The sequence below is a fragment of the Microcoleus sp. N9_B4 genome, from assembly GCF_036701635.1.
Classification (GTDB): Bacteria; Cyanobacteriota; Cyanobacteriia; order Cyanobacteriales; family Microcoleaceae; genus Microcoleus.
The window spans coordinates 60177-77360 of the sequence record NZ_JAUBRC010000001.1 but is presented as its reverse complement, the minus strand read 5'-3'; the positions used below and the strand labels follow the sequence as shown (position 1 = coordinate 77360).

The following is a 17184-nucleotide window of genomic DNA, read 5'->3' as shown; positions in this document are numbered from 1 at the left end:
CTTGCCTGTTCACCTAGCATTCACTGAGAAAAAATCAATCCGGTTGTGGAACAGGCATCTTGCCTGTTCACCTAGCATTCACTGAGAAAAAATCAATCCGGTTGTGGAACAGGCATCTTGCCTGTTCACCTAGCAGCCGACGCAACAAACAAATTCTCTGGCAGCACAAGCAGGATGCCTGTTCCGGGCAATTGATGTTCAAAATGCACCCGTACTGCTATCTTATGGTGGAGGCAAAAAGAGTAAAAAAATAGTGGCGGCATGGGGATGGTATATCAGCGAGTTTTGCTGAAGCTCAGCGGTGAAGCGCTGATGGGCAGCTTGGGCTACGGCATCGATCCGGTAGTCGTTCAGTCGATCGCCCAGGAAGTGGCCAAAGTCGTGTCCCAAGGCATTCAAATCGCGATTGTTGTCGGTGGTGGCAACATTTTTCGCGGGGTGAAAGCTGCTTCGGCAGGGATGGATCGGGCAACGGCTGATTATGTGGGCATGATTGCTACGGTGATGAATGCTATCACTTTGCAGGATGCCCTGGAACAAGCAGGAGTGCCAACGAGGGTGCAATCGGCGATCGCCATGCAAGAAGTAGCTGAACCCTACATCCGGCGGCGGGCGATTCGCCACCTTGAAAAAAAACGAGTAGTGATTTTTGGTGCCGGTTCTGGCAACCCTTTTTTTACTACTGATACTACAGCCGCTTTGCGGGCTGCTGAAATTGATGCAGAGGTCATTTTTAAAGCTACTAAGGTAGATGGGGTGTACGATTCCGACCCCCACCTCAACCCCAACGCGCGCAGGTATCAAACCCTCACCTATGCCCACGTCTTGAATCAAGATTTGCGGGTGATGGACAGTACGGCGATCGCCCTTTGCAAAGAAAATAATATTCCTATTATGGTATTTGACCTCTCGGTGTCGGGCAACATCTACCGAGCTGTAATGGGAGAATCTATTGGAACTCTTGTCGGAGGTTTTTGTGAAGTTAGCTGAATCAGAAGATCATATGCAAAAGGCAGTTGAGGCTACTCAACGGTCTTTTAATACTATTCGGACGGGACGGGCCAACGCCTCCCTCCTCGATCGAGTCATGGTAGACTACTACGGCTCTCCAACTCCGATCAAATCCCTTGCCAACATCGGCACCCCGGATGCGACTACGATCACCATTCAACCGTTCGATCGTACAGCGCTGACCTCGATCGAAAAAGCAATTTCCCTGTCCGATGTAGGACTCGTTCCCAACAACGACGGTTCAGTTATTCGCTTGAACATTCCGCCGCTGACGAGCGACAGACGCCAAGAATTTGTCAAAATGGCCAGTAAGTTTGCTGAAGAAGGTAAAGTTGCAATTCGCAATATCCGCCGCGATGCCGTTGACTCGATTCGCAAGCAGGAAAAAAGCAGCGATATCTCTAAAGATGAATCCCGCGACTTGCAAGATAAAATTCAAAAGCTGACGGACAAATACATTGCCAAAATAGAAGAAGTTCTGGCAGCGAAAGAGAAAGATATCACGACTGTTTAGGGAAGGGGAAATTGGGCAGGGGGAATAGGAAGAGTTTTGAGATTGCCGAGATACGGCCACGAACAAGGAGCAGACGCTTAATGATTTGTGAGTTGTGAGGTCAAAAGTCAAGATTTAACACTGATTAACTTACCAATTCCTCCTGCCCCATGACCAATCACCCATTACCAGTTGTCCGGTGAAGGAATTCGTCCTGCCATTTTTAGTGGATTTAAGGCTGCTAAGGCGATCGATCTCTTGGATGTGCCGACGACGCTAAGCAGCCGTACACTCAATTGATCGCCCAAGAATGCAACACTGATATGGTTTGGGCCAGTCGCTTGACCAGGGCCTTCTATCAGTTTACAGCAGCTACTTATAGAGCGGGCGTCAAATTTCCGAGGACTACTCAGTTGATGAGCAAAATTTTGTGTGGCGAACTGCGTTATGCCGATATCGCTAACCGCGCTTTTCATTCTTCTGATGCCGTTTTAGAATGAAGGAAGAGGAAATAATAAATATTCTTAAATCCCCATTGCTTATTCTTGATTTCCAATTCTTCATGCTTAATTTAAAAATAGAAATTACCCACTATTCCTCAGAAAGCCAGTTGATTCCTAGATTTTTCGTTCCCCAACCCGATTTTTTCCCAGAAACTCGCTTCAAAAGCGTAAATGCTATTTTAAATAAAGTCGATGCGAGGATTTTTTCATACAAGCCCCGCGCTGCTCATAGAATCAATCTCAAATACTCCTGGAGGCAAAAAGTGGTTTGAAACGTTACTCTAACGCGGTAAGGCGCTTCATGGACACCCTGAATAATTACATTCTACCTAAATCCTGTAAAATATATAATTTCAAATCTAATGATAATTTATTTTTATAAAGTAGAGGAGCCTTATGGCTGCTTTTCTAATTTTTCACTACACGACATTTCTCTGCACGGTCAATATTGGTTGACTGTGGAACATTACTATCAAGCCCAAAAATTTGTCAGCACCGATAAAAGATTAGTGGCGGCGATTCAAGCCGTAGCAACTCCTCAAGAAGCCGCTAAATTAGGCCGCGATCCCAACCACCGGATTCGCGCTGATTGGGAAGCAGTGAAAATTCCCATTATGCGCGAAGCAGTTTTAACTAAGTTTCTCACTCATACAGACATTCAAGCGATTCTTCTTGCCACAGGGGATCGAGTGATTGTCGAGGATTCGCCAACGGATTACTACTGGGGGTGTGGCTGCGACCGAACCGGTCAAAATCATTTGGGTAAAATTCTGATGAGCGTGCGCCAAGAAATTAGTCAGCACCAGGGGCGCTGATAAAAACTCAAATTCTTTCGTTAATTATCATTATATGAAGTTATACAACAAATGTCAAGTTATCCTAACAATGAAGAATTTTCATAGTGAGAGTTTAAGATTGCGAGAAATTTATAAGAGCCTTAAAATAATAATAATTATTATTTGCTTAAGTCGCTCTGCCTGTTGAAGGCAAGGATTAAACCGGCGCGATCGCAGATTTTCCTTACGCCAGTGCGCCAAAGGCGATACACCGTCGTCTCTCAACAGTGCGCTACCCATTAATTGTACAGATCGGTTAAGTCAAAAACTCAGGGTGAGGCATTTGAGTTTGCTCGCGACCACAGCATCTCAAAACTTCTTATTATCATTGTATAAGTACAAAAGGAGATTTATGCAACTCACAGAAAATACGCAAGAATTACATTATAAACTAGACAGAGAAGTTTTGATACGGCGGATAACAGAACGCATTCGCCAATCTCTAGAATTAGAAGATATTTTAACCAGTACGGTAGCAGAAGTGCGGTCTTTTTTGAAAACAGATCGCATTATGATTTACAGGTTTAGTGCCGACGGCAGTGGAGAAGTTGTTGCTGAGTCAATTAATAACAACTGTCTCCCTTCCTTGAAAGGACTGCACTTTCCAGCCGACGACATTCCCGCCAGCGCTAGGGAGATGTATGTCACTTTGCGCCAGCGGACAATAATAGATGTTAACTCAGGGACGATCGTCCTGAGCCCCCTCGATGCAGCAGACACCGGTCAACCTTTAGCAAAGGAAGAGATGCACTACAGATCGCTCGATCCTTGCCACACAGCTTACCTGATGGCAATGGGAGTGCAATCTTCCTTAGTCGTGCCGATTTTGCACCGCAGGATCGCCTCGGAAAACAGCAAAACAGATATCTGCCAGGCGGCCACGTGTCTGACTCGATATGAGCCAGGAAACAATCAAAAAATTCATATCGAACTGTGGGGACTTTTAGTGTCTCACCACTGCGCCCCCCTCAATATTTCACCAGCAGATTTAGAAGTAGTTCAGTTCGTATCAGATCAATTGTCTAGCGCTATAGCCCACGCACTCCTCCTGCAGCAAACTCGCTCTCAAGCCGCCCGGGAAGCCACCGTGAGCCGCATAGCAGCCCTGCTGTATGGTCACGTCAACATTCAACTGCAACAGGGTTTAGAAGCCACCGTCACCGCTTTGGGCGGCAGCGGCGGCAGACTCTATCTCAACCCGCCTAAAATCAACGGTGAAAAGTTATCTGCTCCCAAAATTCAGGGAGGATTTCCCATTGCCCCTGCCCAAAGTGATGCTACCTTTGAACTGTTCACCACAGGAGAACAACCGACACTTCCCAACTGGGAAAAAGTTAAGGCGATCGAAGCTCATCCCCTCTGGCAGGAATGGCTCACCAAAGGATTCAAAAATACCGATGAACTTCCCAAACTTCCAATTTTTACTAATTCTCAATTCCCAGTTTTGATAATTACCGACTTATACAAAGAACCTCTATTTAGAGTTTTAGTTCCCGCTTTCCAATCTACTAAAATTAGGGGTTTGCTGGTAATTCCCCTCCACTACAAACAACAAGTAGTCGGCTGTTTGACCATTTTTCGCAATGCAATTGATACCGAAAAAATGTGGGCGGGGCGCTTTGACACCAGCGCTGCACAAACCCTTCCCAGACAATCCTTTGAACTCTGGCGAGAAATAAAAAAAGGTCAGTCGCCCGAGTGGAAGTACGAGGAAATTGAGCAAGCTTTAGCTATAGGCAGCCAATTTTGTTCGGCAATTGGGCAGTACGTTCTTTATAAAGAAGTGCAAACTCTGAATGCCAACTTGGAGCGGCAAGTTCAAGAACGCACCGCCCAATTGCAAAAATCCTTGGACTTTGCCAAAGTATTGACGCGAGTTAGAGACCAGATTCGCAGCACCTTAGATTTAAAAATCATACTGCAAACTATTGTGCGAGAAGTCAGAGTTTTGTTGGATACCGATCGCACGGTAATCTACCAATTTGCGGCCGACAAACAGGGCGAGGTAGTTGTCGAAGCTGTTTGCGGCCAGTGGCGGTCAATTTTAGGTATCACATCTCCACAAGAATGCTTTCCCGAAGGCTCAGACTGCTTTTATCGAGACGGACGGGTGCGAGCAATTAATGATATTTATACTGAGGATTTAACACCCTGTCACCGCGAATTTTTGGAAGAGTTGCAGGTGAGAGGAAGTTTAATTGTGCCAATGAAAGGCAAAGATTCCCAATTGTGGGGGTTGCTGATTGCCCATGAGTGTTCGGGGCCGAGAGTTTGGCACACAGCAGAACAGGAATTGGTGCAACATTTAGCGGCTCAAGCTGCGATCGCCATTCACCAAGCAGAACTTTATCAAGAAAGTCTCAATGCAGCAACTGCCGATCGATTAAAAGCCGAACAGCTAGCTAAAACAGTCACAGAACTGCACAATACCCAAGCCCAACTGATTCAAACCGAAAAAATGTCCAGTCTCGGACAACTTCTGGCCGGAGTGGCCCACGAAATCAATAACCCCGTTAACTTTATCTACGGCAATCTGTCCCACGCCAGCGAATACACCAAAGATTTACTCTGCTTGGTGGAACTTTACCGCCAGCACTACCCCAATCCCAACCCAGAAATTAGCGAGTGTTCCGATGCAATCGACATCGAATTTCTTGCCGAAGATTTGCCAAAAATTTTGGGTTCCATGACAGTCGGAGTTGAGCGCATCCGCCAGTTAGTTGTATCTTTGCGTAATTTTTCCAGGAGCGATCAAGCCGAGAAAAAAGCCGTTGACATTCACGAGGGCATCGACAGTACCCTATTGATTTTGCAGCACCGGCTCAAAGCCAATTCTGAACACAGCACCGTACAAATCCTTAAAGAATATGGCAATTTGCCCTTAGTAGAATGCTATGCCAGCTCGCTCAATCAGGTATTTATGAATCTGATCGGCAATGCCCTTGACGCCCTAGAAATGGGAAAAAAAGAGCGAGTTAGGAATCTTCCCTTTAACGCGCAAAGTGCAGTCGCGACACATTTAAGCTCCCACAAACTGGCTGTCGAGCCAGTAGATATAAATGGAAGCACCCAGTATTTGATTCCTGACTCTCAATCCCCTTGCATTCGGATTCGCACGGAATTGATCGATGAAAAAACCGTAGGAATTTGCATTGCCGACAACGGTCACGGCATCCCCAAAGAGTTAATCTCTCACATATTTAATCCGTTTTTTACTACTAAACCCGCCGGTCGGGGCACGGGTTTAGGACTGTCTATCAGTTACCAAATTGTAGTTGAGAAACACCAAGGCGTACTTAAATGTGTTTCTGTACCCGGTCATGGTACAGAGTTCTGGATCGAGATTCCCCTGAATTAGGCAACCGTCAAGGCAAGATCAACTTCACCAGAACAGAACCGATCGAACCCAGAAGACTCATCAAGTTGCCACCGCCGCCCGTGCGGGGTTCCGTAGGCTTTTGGCGTGCAACAATGGCTTCGGCTAACTGCTTTGACAAATCCTGACCTTGGGGATTTCCTTGAGCTGCAAAGAGTTGCTTAGCTCGATCGGCGTCTAGAGTCGCACCGGCGAAGTCTCCCAAGTCAGCGCGAGACATACTGCGCGCAAAATAAACGGCTGCTAAATCCGATTTCAGATTCAGGGCTTGATTGTAATAATCAATGGCGTTTCTGTAGTTTCCCGCTTGAGCTTCCAGCACTCCCAATCGGTAGAAGTCTTCAGCGGTGCCGATATTGGTTGGCATTCCTCTAACTCCGAGCAGTTGCGCGTTAGTTAAATTGGCGTTGAGTAAATTGGCGTCGCTGAGATAGGCACTTCTCAAGTCAGCACCGCTGAGGTTCGCACCGCTGAGGTTTGCCCCTGTCAGGTTGACGCCAAACAGGCTAGTGCCACTGAGGTTTGCACCGCTGAGGTCAGCCCCCGTCAGGTTGGCTCGGCTGAGGTTAGCCAACCTCAAGTCAGCACCTTTGAGATTGGCTCCGGTTAGGTTGGCTAAAACCAAGCCAGCACTGCTGAGGTCGCAGTTGGGGCACTGTCGGGTGGCTAGTAATTGTTGCGTGTGTTGGATGTTCTCGGCGGCTGCAGGAGCGATCGGGGCGATCGCGCTCAGCAGCGTTGCAGCAGCGAGGATTCTGAGTTTCATTTTAACCGTCCAAAATCCAAAATATTAAATCTAAAATAGCTTTTATCGAAGCAATTGAAAATCACCATAACACAAGTTCACCCAACAAATCTTTTGACTTGCCGTATGTAGGAGTTCTGTGCGCCATCAGCACCCTACATTGAAGTTCTCGGCCTTACCTGAATGTCAATCGATTTTAGATTTTAGATTTTAGATTTTAGATTTTAGAATTGAAGCATTGACCCCACGGAGAAATTCGGGGGGCAAGTTTCTCGGATACAGGTTTTTTATTTCTGGACGGATGAATCCGGGGGCTTGTATCATGGATGCTTTCGGTCAAATAAAGATTTCGCTGCCAATAAATTAAGGTAATGAATTACTCATTACCCTTTAGCCGCTGTTCTCGGCAACCATAAAAATTAACAATTGACACTCCCCGGCCTTAAGGCACGGGGATTCTTAAGACATTTCAGTCTTAATATCCCTATCGCTAGGGTTCCCAGGCTGACTACTCTGGGCACAAAAGAGTGCGTAGTCATATCTCCTCAAAAATGTTTTGGGCGTAGACTTTCCCCCAGTCCGGGGGTAGGTTTTTACATCTTATCTGATATGGTTATTCTACCATATTCATTTGTTAAGATGGATTTGTTATTTTACTTAACAATGGAAAAAAGCCGTCCTACAAGGACAGGGTTTTCAACCCAATTTTCTGATAAATTAGTCGTGAATCGTGCCGTCGGGCATCGTTGTACCCTTAAGATATACTCCGCTCAGGTTGACTTTTGTAAGGTTTGCTCCCAACAGGTTTGCTCCGCTTAAGTCTGACGCACTTAAAATCGCTTCAGTCAAGTCTGCCCTAATTAGACTCGCCCCCATTAAGTCGGCTCCGCTAAGGTCTACTTTGCTCAAGTTGGCGCCAATTAAATCGCATTCTGTGAGCACCGCCCTACGCAAGTTTACTCCGTAAAGATTTACTCCGTGCAAGTCTGCACGGCTGAGTGTTGCCCGAGATATGTTGGCTCCAATTAAAGTTGCTTGGATCAGGGAAGCTCCGCTCAAGTCTGCTTTGCTGAGATTTGCTCCCATCAACTCAGCTCTATTCAGGTTAGCTTCAAGTAAAAGTGCTTCTGTGAGGTCGGCTCCACCTAAGTCTGCTTTGCTCAAATTAATCTTGCACAAATTGGCTTTACCAAAGTTGACTCTGTTGAGTTTGGCTTTGCTGAGATTGGCTCCAATCAGGTCGGCTTCATACAGATTGGCTCCAATCAATTCTGCTTCGTAGAGGTAGACCTCGTGCAGGTAGACCCCGCTAAAATTTCTTTCTCCTATTGCGTATAGCTTGAGCAGTTCGTCAACGTTCATTGTGGCTTCTCTACACCTTTTAAATGAAGAATACTGTCAGCAAGCTGGTTGCACCGGATGTTCTGCAATTTTAGATTCTGAAATATTCACACCCAGGGTTAAACTTCCCTGAATCTGTAAGGTTTGAGTATAAATTAGATGCTTTGGTGAGGGTGAAGGACAAAGCTGCATTCTCTTTTCCCTTTGGTTAAAAATTAAGATTTAAAAATTTTAACCACAGGTTAGATCGCACTTCCTAACTAAATCCCAAAGATTCTAGGTGGAAAGTCCGATCGATTGAACCCATAACTTTTTGTAGATAGTTGAGTTCACTGAGTATACGTGTGATACATATCACTGATTGATGTTAGTAGTATCACATAGAAACCCGCCTTTCGATCACAGCAGGCGGGCAAAAATAGCCGATACTTATACTGTAATGCTGAGAAATTGACAATGCCACCCTCGTCGTGTTTTACTCAACTGGCGATAAAGCCAGTAGTTTCACAGATACTTGCCCGCTTGCTGTGAAAGTCGGTTGCAACGTCACTCGGCGCTACCCGCTCTCACCGATGAGAGTGCTGATATCTAAGGATTTTTCGCACAGCAAAAGCCAGAAATGCACTTCGGGGAGTAGGGGAATGTCTGTATAAAAATGCGATCGCTGGTGTACAGATATTCGCTTGTTTGCTAGCACCTAATGACTAAAAATCGCTCATACGTTCGCAAAAAATACCAATAAATACCAGGAAAACGATGATAGATGTTTAACAATAAGAGAATAAATGGTATTCCTTAAGAGCCACCTATTGCCGCTAATGTTACAGTCGATCGGTTAAGGGCTATCAGTATTAGCAATGACGCTTGTCCATCAAATACAAAACTGACCCAGAAACCGGGTTTTTTACTCAAAAAATAGTTGCAACCTTGCTCCAGGTTAAAATAATCCGGTTTCTGAGCGTCTGAGTGTCTCCCCGAAGGAAAAAGTTTAATGAGAACGATCGCTTTTGTATTGCTTCAGGGCAAACAAAAGGTCAGCATTTAGGATAGGAGCAGCTTTTGCTCCCTTGTCAAACAAAGGTATTGTAGAACGCGAATCGTGAGGTAATTGATATGGCTGGAGTATGTAAACTTAGCATCACAGAGACAAGTGAAGAGCTAAAAAACCTGTTAACTGAACAAAAAACGGCAAGCGGCTTTCAAAAAATTCAAGCACTTTACCTGTTCAAAATTTGTCATGTTAAGACAGTTAAAGAATTGGCAATGACCATTGGGGTAAATCGAATTACAGTGCAGCGATGGCTGAGAAAGTACCGCTCTGACGGACTCGAAGGACTCCTCGAAACAAAGCACAGCGGCGGTCGTAAGCCGGCCATTCCTCCTCTGGCCCGCGCTAGTTTGGCAATGCGCCTTAGCGACCCCCAGAAAGGCTTTAAAAGCTATGGAGAAATTCAAGAGTGGTTGCAGCAGGAATACAGCATTGAGGCTTCCTATAAAGCGGTTTATGCAACAGTCAGATACCAGCTCAAAGCCAAGCTGACGAAAGTCTAGACTGTTCATACCACGTCGGATTAAGCACCGATTATCTAATTGTTTGCCGTCAGCTTTTGAAGCTTTTGAGGAGCTCCGTCGTCACGACAAACCTGACTAATTCTTTTTTAACAAAACGCGCTCTCATAAACTGCGGAGCATATAAATTATATGTTGTGGCAATGGGGTGAAGGGGAGAAGATTTGATGCTTTTCCCGCGTTTGTGAAAAATGTTTAAAAAATCCGCCATAAATCATAACTTGCAAGTTTTGTCTAATTTGCAGGTTTTGTTATATGGATGTAAAAATTGGCAGCGGCTAAGGCAAAAACCGATCCAAAGCCGCTTTCAATTCTTCGATTTCCGTATCGATATTACCTTCTTTAGCGGCTCGGGCAATGCACTCGGTTAAGTGTTCGTCAAGAATGATTCTCGCTACGCGATCGAGCGCGCCTCGAACCGCAGCAACTTGCACCAGAACTTCGGGACAGGGACGGTTTTCTTGCACCATTGTTTTAATGCCGCGGACGTGTCCCTCAATCCGAGACAAGCGATTTACCAGCCGCCGCATCGATTCTTCATCGTGATGGTGAGGGTGCACTGATTCAGCGTCGTGATGGTGGTGGGAATTTGAGGGCAAGGATTTGTCAGTAGAAGTATCAGATATAATCATCGGGGTTACGAGGGAAATTTAAAAGTTAGAATTCAGAATATGTTGAGTTGGTGCGGGCTCGTGACTCATGTATTGTAACTGTCTAAATATATTTAGGATCTTCATAATGGCAGATTATTGAGTCCGCACGATCGCACACCTTTACCAGACTAACCCAGACTAACAAAGATTGACGCTATGCGACTATTTAAGTTTTTTCGCCCCGCACCTCGAATCGGTGCTCGCTGGTTCGCCCTAATTTTAGGAATGACGATCGCCCTGAGTGCGTTAGCAATCAATGCTGCACCCGCTGCCGCCGCTGATGGCACCAATCCGCCCAACTTACAGTTACAGAGTTCCCCAGCCACCGCCGCGAATCCGCAACTGTTAGCGCTGCGGAGTCCTGAACTCCCAGGGGATACCGGCAGTTTTGTAACGGCGGCTGTCGATCGAGTCGGGCCAGCAGTTGTTCGCATTGATACCGAGCGCACTGTCAGTCGCAACCTCGACCCCTTAATGGAAGACCCATTCTTCCGCAGATTTTTGGGAGAAGATTTACGCAGCATGACCCCCAGACAAGAACGGTTGCGCGGTCAAGGTTCGGGCTTCATTATTGACAAAAGCGGGATTGTTTTAACCAACGCTCACGTAGTTGACAAAGCCGATCGAGTGACTGTCACCTTAAACGACGGCAGGACATTTCCAGGAAAAGTGCAAGGTACTGACGAAGTAACAGATTTGGCTGTTGTCAAAATTAATACCAAGGAAGTTAACTTGCCCGTGGCAGCCCTAGGAGATTCCGACGCGGTGAAAGTAGGAGATTGGGCGATCGCCGTGGGCAACCCCCTGGGATTTGACAACACCGTCACCTTGGGCATTATCAGCACCCTCAAACGATCCAGTGCAGCCGTCGGCATTCCCGACAAGCGGCTCGATTTCATTCAAACCGACGCCGCCATCAATCCCGGCAATTCCGGTGGCCCGCTGTTAAACAGCAGAGGAGAAGTGATTGGCATCAACACGGCGATTCGAGCTGATGCAATGGGTATTGGGTTTGCGATTCCGATCGACAAAGCCAAGGCCATCTACGCCCAGTTAGCCAAGGGAGAACAAGTCAGCCATCCGTTTTTGGGGATTCAGATGATTGCTGTGACTCCTGAAATGGCCAGAGAAAATAATGCTGACCCCAATGCTCCTTTAATTGTGCCGGAAGTGAAAGGGGTGTTAGTGATGCGAGTTGTGCCAAATACGCCTGCTGAAGAAGCAGGGATTCGCAAGGGAGATGTCATCGTTCAAATTGACGGCGAGGGAGTGACTGAACCCGAACAGTTGCAAAATTTGGTGGAAAACAGCAAAATCGGTCAAATTCTAAAACTGAAGGTGCGCCGCGGTGTCCTGATTAAAGAACTTGCGGTTCAAACTGCTCAATTGAGGGATTTTTAGGGAATAAGGGGAAGGGGGGAAACTGTTAGAAACCCTTTCCTTCTTCCTTCTTCCTTCTTCCTTCTTCCTTCTTCCTTCTTCCTTCTTCCTTCTTCCTTCTTCCTTCTTCCTTCCTCTATATGACACGAGTTCAACTTGCCTATCCCAAAATTCCCGATAGTAAAAATTGCCCTCATGAACAATGTATAGCTTTTGAGAAGTACGATGGCACTAATTTGCATTGGGTCTGGGAAGTTGAACTTGGTTGGTATGCTTTTGGTACGCGCCGCAGTAGATTTGATTTGGATGAGACGGGAATTGCAGAATTTAACGCTGCACATCCAGGTTTAGAAGCAGCACCTGAAATATTTAAGAGAGACTTTGCTAGTCCGTTAGAGTCTATCTTTCGAGAAAATGAACAGTATCACTGTGCGGAAATTACTGTGTTTACAGAGTTTTTTGGTGCTAGCTCGTTTGCGGGAATGCACCAAAAGGACGATCGCAAACAATTGGTGCTTTTTGATGTGGAAACTGAGGGCGGTATGGTTATTCCCGATCGGTTTATTCAGGATTTTGGTAAATTAAATATTGCGCGAGTGATTTATCGCGGCAAACTGACGGGCAAGTTTATGGATGATGTTCGCAAGGGGAAATACGGTGTGGATGAAGGTGTTGTGTGCAAGGGAGGCCGCAATTCTAATAATCTGTGGATGGTGAAGATTAAGACTGATGCGTATATGCAGAGATTGCAGCAAGCTTTTAAGGATGATTGGGAAAATTACTGGGAGTAATATCAAACTGATAGAGTAACTGTCACAAGCCAAAGTGGGAGATATCGGCAATCCCCTTGGATTTGAGAAGACCGTTGCGTAAGTCATCAGGAATTAAAGTATATTGGTCGTAATCAATAGACAACCAATAAAAAAATCAGGGAAGATTTAGTTATGACATCTGTGGAGCTTGAAAAAAAAGCCATGACTGAAGAAGATGTGGCAAAGTTATGGGAAGCGTTCCAAGTATTTGACGCGGACGGGAGCGGTGCTATTTCATCAGAAGAACTGGGTCAAGTGATGCGATCGCTCGGCCAGAGTCCTAACGAAACCGAGCTGCGCGACATGATCAAGGAAGTGGACGTAGACTTGTCGGGCAGTATCGATTTTGATGAATTCAAAATGCTGATGGTGTCGCAGCAGGGCGATCGCCAGAGTCGTCTCAAAATGGCATTTAGTGTATTTGATGAGGATGGCAGCGGTCAAATCACTAAAAACGAGCTGCACGGCGTGATGAGCCAGTTTGGGCTGACCGAGCAAGAGCTCGATGAGATCATCAAAGAGGTAGACCATGACGGCGATGCCTCAATTGACTTTAAGGAATTCTGCAAACTGGTACCGGATGAGTCAGAGCTCACAACCGGATATCAAGACTCGCCGGTTCCAGTTGTCAGTACACAGACAACGGAGATTTCAGACAGTACAGCGGCTGCGATCGCAACTACAGCAACTGCGATCGATGAGGCAGCTTCTGCCACTATTGAACCTAATCTAGAAGAAGCACCCACCGATAGCAATCCAGAAATAGCGCGGCTAAAAGAACTACTCGCGCAACACCCACAAGCTGAGAAAAAGCGCGGTACGTCCCGCTTGCAGATGCAGATTGGTTTGTTTCGTCTGATCCAGGGAGCAGCCTACCGCAGCTTCCGCGAGAGTTTTTCGGCGAACCACGAGACTCACCTGCGCGTGAGAAACTTGCCATACAGAATCGTTGATTTTGTGCAATTTGTCAGGACTGCGATCGGGCTTTATAAAGGATTGGGTGTAGTAGAGTCGGCGTGCAACCCTCTACTGGATGCAGTAGTTAAATCGATCGAAGATGAATATGCCCGACTGCAAGATCGCATCAAAAACTGGAAGACTATAGAAAAAACTCCAGAAATGTTGGCAGAACAAAAAGCCATGTTGGAAGCGCGGGGTAAGTCTGCAACTGCCAAGGAAAAGTTTGCGGCGGGAGTCGAGTTTGCAATCACCATCAAGAAGAAGAGTCTCAACTTGCGCGACATCGCCGAGGGTGTGCTTGCCATCAACGAACTCAACCGATTGAGAAAAATGGAACTGAGTGAGGAAATGGCACCGCCACCAGCCAAATCTGAGGGAGATCCAAAAGAGTACCTGAAGAAGTGGAACCGAGTCATTCTCTCTGATGCCTCAGAGGAAATCGATGGTGCGATGATGCCAGTCGCCTATTGGTATGAAGACTTTATGCCGAAGCTGTTGGCAGCCTTCAGCGTCAGCACAGCAGCAGACATCCCCTTGAACACGGTTCCTGACGAAGCAGCTTTAAACCAGTGGTACGAAGCGACTAAAACGTCAGGGGAATTTGGGCGGTATGGGGCGGATGTTGTAGAAAGCTTTCCCAAATGCGCTCCAAAACAGAAGTTGATGCTTCAACAGGCATGGCGCTTGACGCACAACTATCTGAATGGGGTACAGAAACGGCGCGAACGCTTGGAGTTTGGGCGCGAGTCTGGCGAACTTTCGCAATATGTATCGTTCATCGACGTGTATATCGATCGCAGTGAAATAAAGAATTCACAAATGCGCGTCAGCTTCCCTTACTATATTGGCCCTGCGGTGTGGCGTTTCTTCCACACTACGGCTGAAATCGTCTCTACCAAGACCCCCAAACAGCAAAAAACTCTGGTGGGGATCTTTAAGGACTTTTTCAAACTGTTTGCCACTATGTATCCCTGCCCCTACTGCCGCCACCACCTCAACGCCTACGTGGTGCAGAATAAAGAGGTGGAAATGTACCCTGTAGAGTACCTTGTACTTGGGCGCGACCCGCGTCTGAATAACTTTGAGGTATCAATGGAGGCGAAGTTGTCCACCGTAGTAGATGGCGATTCCCTGCGCTTATTCTTCTGGAAGCTGCACAATACTGTTTCTTCATCAATTGCGCGATCGGAGGAGTGGTATCACAAGGATGAGAAAGCATTTTATACCACTCGTTATTGGCCCAGCATTGACTCTGAGCTAGCACGAGCCAAGGCCCTCAAACACATTAGCATTGCCACCGATCGGATGTACCGCCTCTACGGTATGCTCAAGCCTGCGGCACGACTGACAGGGGTGAGAGCAACTTTGCAAAAGCTGTTGGATAAGAGGGATGAGGAAGGTATCAAGGAGGCTTGCTTAGTTGCCCAAGATTATATCAAGGAGTTGGAGGAGGCGATCGTCACCGGACAATTCTTACAAGAGACATACTACTTTGACCCTGACCTTGTGGATCGAGCTCCAGTCTTTAGTCCTGAAGAAGAGGAGTTTGCTCGCAGCGGTGTGTTCGTAGAGGTTGCTTAAATATCAGTCAGTAAAAAGTTAAGTTGAAAAGCTTAACTTTTTACCTCTTCAAAATTCCGAGAGAATGAACTGTATCACTGCCCTGAAATTACTGTGTTTGCAGAGTTTTTTTGTGCTAATTCGTTTGCGGGAATGCACAAAAAGGACGATCGATGGTGAAGATTAAGACTGATGCGTATATGCAGAGATTGCAGCAAGCTTTTCAGGATGATTGGGAAAAATACTGGGAGTAATATCAAATCTGAAGACTAACTTTTTCCATGAATTGATCGAGTAGTGCGATCGGTGAAGTCATCTTTTGGTCGCCCTTTACAAGAATAGTTGACAAACAACCTATCCTACGATCAGATGGCAGTGCTGTAGGTGCAGAGCGAAAGTATCAATTTTTGATTTGGAGAGTGGGACGGCGCGATCGGTTTATATCACGCAGCAGGCTGTGTGGGCGGCACTGAAATCCAAAGCTTGAGTCTACCATCGGTCATTTGCCCCACTCTAATTGATGCCCCAATGGAAAATTTTCCATCACAGGCAGGGAATACAGTCAGCGCCATCATACAAGAAGCAATCCAAACGGCAGGACAAGGGCTACATCCCTTAAGCATTTTTGCCTCTGCCGAATTCTGGTAGATTATGGGGTAATATTATATTTGCAGGGGCAGGCTGCCTAAAAGCTTTACTCTAATGTTAGATAGCATTAAATCTAAGGCTTTCTGGGGCTAATTTATAAAAAGTATTGAAATAAAAAAAGAAATGCTTATGACAATAGATATCGATATTTTAGAAGATGAAAAGGTAAAGTGCTACTCTTTTATGGTACAGCTAAGTGTTGAAGATTATCTCAACATGGTAAGTAGGACATTTGAAAATAGAGGAGGCTTAGAAGGACAAAGAGATACATTAAAAACAACAACAGCTATTCGGATTCGCAAGAGAATGGTTCAAGATATAGAAGCAGGCGCACTAATTCCACCCATAGTCTTAGGAGTAATCGTGTCGCCAAATACTTTTTCAAAACTGAAGACATTAAAAGACAGAGATTCCTTTTTAGCCTTGATGCAAGAAATTGATAGTGATAGCATCTCTATTATCGACGGAATGCAAAGAACTACAGCTCTACATGAAGCACGAAAGAAGAAAGATATTAGTAAAAACAAAATTCGTATAGAATATTGGATTGCCTCTCAAGTAAATAGTCTTACCTACCGGATGTTAGTTTTAAATACCGGGCAAGTTCCTTGGAATATAAGGAGACAGATTGAAATAGTTTTTAGGTCAATTATTAAAGAATTAAAACAAAAATCTACTTTCGTCGAGATTTTGGAAATAAATGACGAGAGGCGAAGTTCATCACCTGGACAATTTCAGGCTGATAACATTATAGAATTATTTTTAGTTTTTGGGGCAAGAAAAGAAAAAATTGACTTACAGGAGAGGTTAGCAGATGAATTTATGCGACAAGACTTTATAGAATCAGCAGCAAATTCAAATTTCACAAATATATTTTATGAAGTAATAAATTATTTGGGTAAATTTGATCGAGCTATAGCCACATATAAAGATGAAAATTCAGAAGAATATTTTAAAGACGGTAACTTATTCAGAAAAAGTCAACCAGCTTGTGTTGGTTTTGTAACAGCAATAGGTTTGTCTGTACTGGGTAGACCTGGCTCGGATCATAGCTCAGAAAGACAAAATGAAAAATGGAATCAAATTAAAAATGATGCAGATCAAATGTTACAACGTATATCTAGCCATAGTAACGAAATAAGGGATTTTCTAGATTTTCCAACTTTAAATGAATTGATTGGTAAAAAACCAGCTAAGTCTAATGAAAGAGAATTCTTTCTCCAAGCTTTTAAAACCTTAATCGAGGAAAACTTTAAAGTTGACAATATGACTCCGTGTTGGAGAGCTTACTGAAAAG

General features: G+C 45.3%; 14 protein-coding genes. 9 read left to right on the top strand and 5 right to left on the bottom strand.

Annotated features, from left to right (window positions below; genetic code table 11):
- Positions 1–261 precede the first annotated feature (261 nt).
- Entirely contained in the window at positions 262–990 is a 729-nt protein-coding gene (pyrH, locus tag QUA43_RS00295; protein WP_071884014.1) for a UMP kinase, read from the top strand.
- The gene (gene frr, locus QUA43_RS00290) at positions 977–1525 is read left to right on the top strand and encodes a ribosome recycling factor (protein ID WP_333209003.1); all 549 of its coding nucleotides are present in this window, start codon (positions 977–979) and stop codon (positions 1523–1525) included. The genes pyrH and frr overlap by 14 nt, the downstream gene beginning before the upstream one ends.
- 164 nt (positions 1526–1689) lie before the next feature.
- On the opposite strand, the gene QUA43_RS00285 is transcribed toward frr, so the two are convergent.
- Positions 1690–1980 (bottom strand): hypothetical protein, encoded by a 291-nt coding sequence (locus tag QUA43_RS00285; RefSeq protein ID WP_333370016.1) that lies wholly within the window; start codon positions 1978–1980, stop codon positions 1690–1692.
- Positions 1981–2369: 389 nt separating this feature from the next.
- On the opposite strand from QUA43_RS00285, the gene QUA43_RS00280 reads away from it, so the two are divergent.
- Together QUA43_RS00280 and QUA43_RS00275 are read left to right on the top strand one after the other, a co-directional pair.
- Positions 2370–2822, top strand: coding sequence for an NADAR domain-containing protein (locus QUA43_RS00280; RefSeq protein ID WP_333370014.1), 453 nt, complete (start codon positions 2370–2372; stop codon positions 2820–2822).
- Positions 2823–3195: 373 nt separating this feature from the next.
- Entirely contained in the window at positions 3196–6201 is a 3006-nt protein-coding gene (locus tag QUA43_RS00275; RefSeq protein WP_333370012.1) for a GAF domain-containing protein, read from the top strand.
- A 7-nt stretch (positions 6202–6208) separates the two neighbouring features.
- Here the strand turns inward: QUA43_RS00275 and QUA43_RS00270 are convergent, their stop codons facing one another.
- A complete protein-coding gene (locus QUA43_RS00270) occupies positions 6209–6985 on the bottom strand; it encodes a pentapeptide repeat-containing protein (RefSeq protein WP_333370010.1) in 777 nt (258 codons plus the stop codon).
- A gap of 696 nt (positions 6986–7681) precedes the next feature.
- On the bottom strand, positions 7682–8326 hold the full coding sequence (locus QUA43_RS00265; protein WP_333084313.1) for a pentapeptide repeat-containing protein: 645 nt from the start codon (positions 8324–8326) through the stop codon (positions 7682–7684).
- A gap of 1092 nt (positions 8327–9418) precedes the next feature.
- Here QUA43_RS00265 and QUA43_RS00260 point away from each other — a divergent pair.
- Positions 9419–9856, top strand: coding sequence for a helix-turn-helix domain-containing protein (locus tag QUA43_RS00260; RefSeq protein WP_333370008.1), 438 nt, complete (start codon positions 9419–9421; stop codon positions 9854–9856).
- Between the two features lie 296 nt (positions 9857–10152).
- Here the strand turns inward: QUA43_RS00260 and QUA43_RS00255 are convergent, their stop codons facing one another.
- Positions 10153–10506: a metal-sensitive transcriptional regulator gene (locus tag QUA43_RS00255; RefSeq protein WP_333105701.1), complete on the bottom strand. Its 354-nt coding sequence runs from the start codon at positions 10504–10506 to the stop codon at positions 10153–10155.
- A gap of 177 nt (positions 10507–10683) precedes the next feature.
- Between QUA43_RS00255 and QUA43_RS00250 the strand changes: the two genes are divergently transcribed.
- Positions 10684–11928, top strand: a complete 1245-nt coding sequence (locus QUA43_RS00250; protein ID WP_333370006.1) for an HhoA/HhoB/HtrA family serine endopeptidase — start codon at positions 10684–10686, stop codon at positions 11926–11928.
- Here the strand turns inward: QUA43_RS00250 and QUA43_RS00245 are convergent.
- Positions 11925–12062 carry a hypothetical protein gene (locus tag QUA43_RS00245; RefSeq protein WP_333370004.1) on the bottom strand — a complete coding sequence of 46 codons (138 nt, stop codon included), beginning with the start codon at positions 12060–12062 and terminating at the stop codon, positions 11925–11927. The genes QUA43_RS00250 and QUA43_RS00245 overlap by 4 nt on opposite strands.
- Here QUA43_RS00245 and QUA43_RS00240 point away from each other — a divergent pair.
- The 3 genes from QUA43_RS00240 to QUA43_RS00230 all read left to right on the top strand — a co-directional run bounded on the left by QUA43_RS00240 (position 12048) and on the right by QUA43_RS00230 (position 17180).
- Complete coding sequence (locus QUA43_RS00240; protein ID WP_333370002.1) at positions 12048–12698, top strand: RNA ligase family protein; 651 nt, start codon at positions 12048–12050, stop codon at positions 12696–12698. The two genes, QUA43_RS00245 and QUA43_RS00240, sit on opposite strands and share 15 nt — an antisense overlap.
- Before the next feature lie 153 nt (positions 12699–12851).
- On the top strand, positions 12852–15260 hold the full coding sequence (locus QUA43_RS00235) for an EF-hand domain-containing protein (protein WP_333370000.1): 2409 nt from the start codon (positions 12852–12854) through the stop codon (positions 15258–15260).
- Between the two features lie 756 nt (positions 15261–16016).
- A complete protein-coding gene (locus QUA43_RS00230) occupies positions 16017–17180 on the top strand; it encodes a hypothetical protein (RefSeq protein ID WP_333369998.1) in 1164 nt (387 codons plus the stop codon).
- Positions 17181–17184 lie beyond the last annotated feature (4 nt).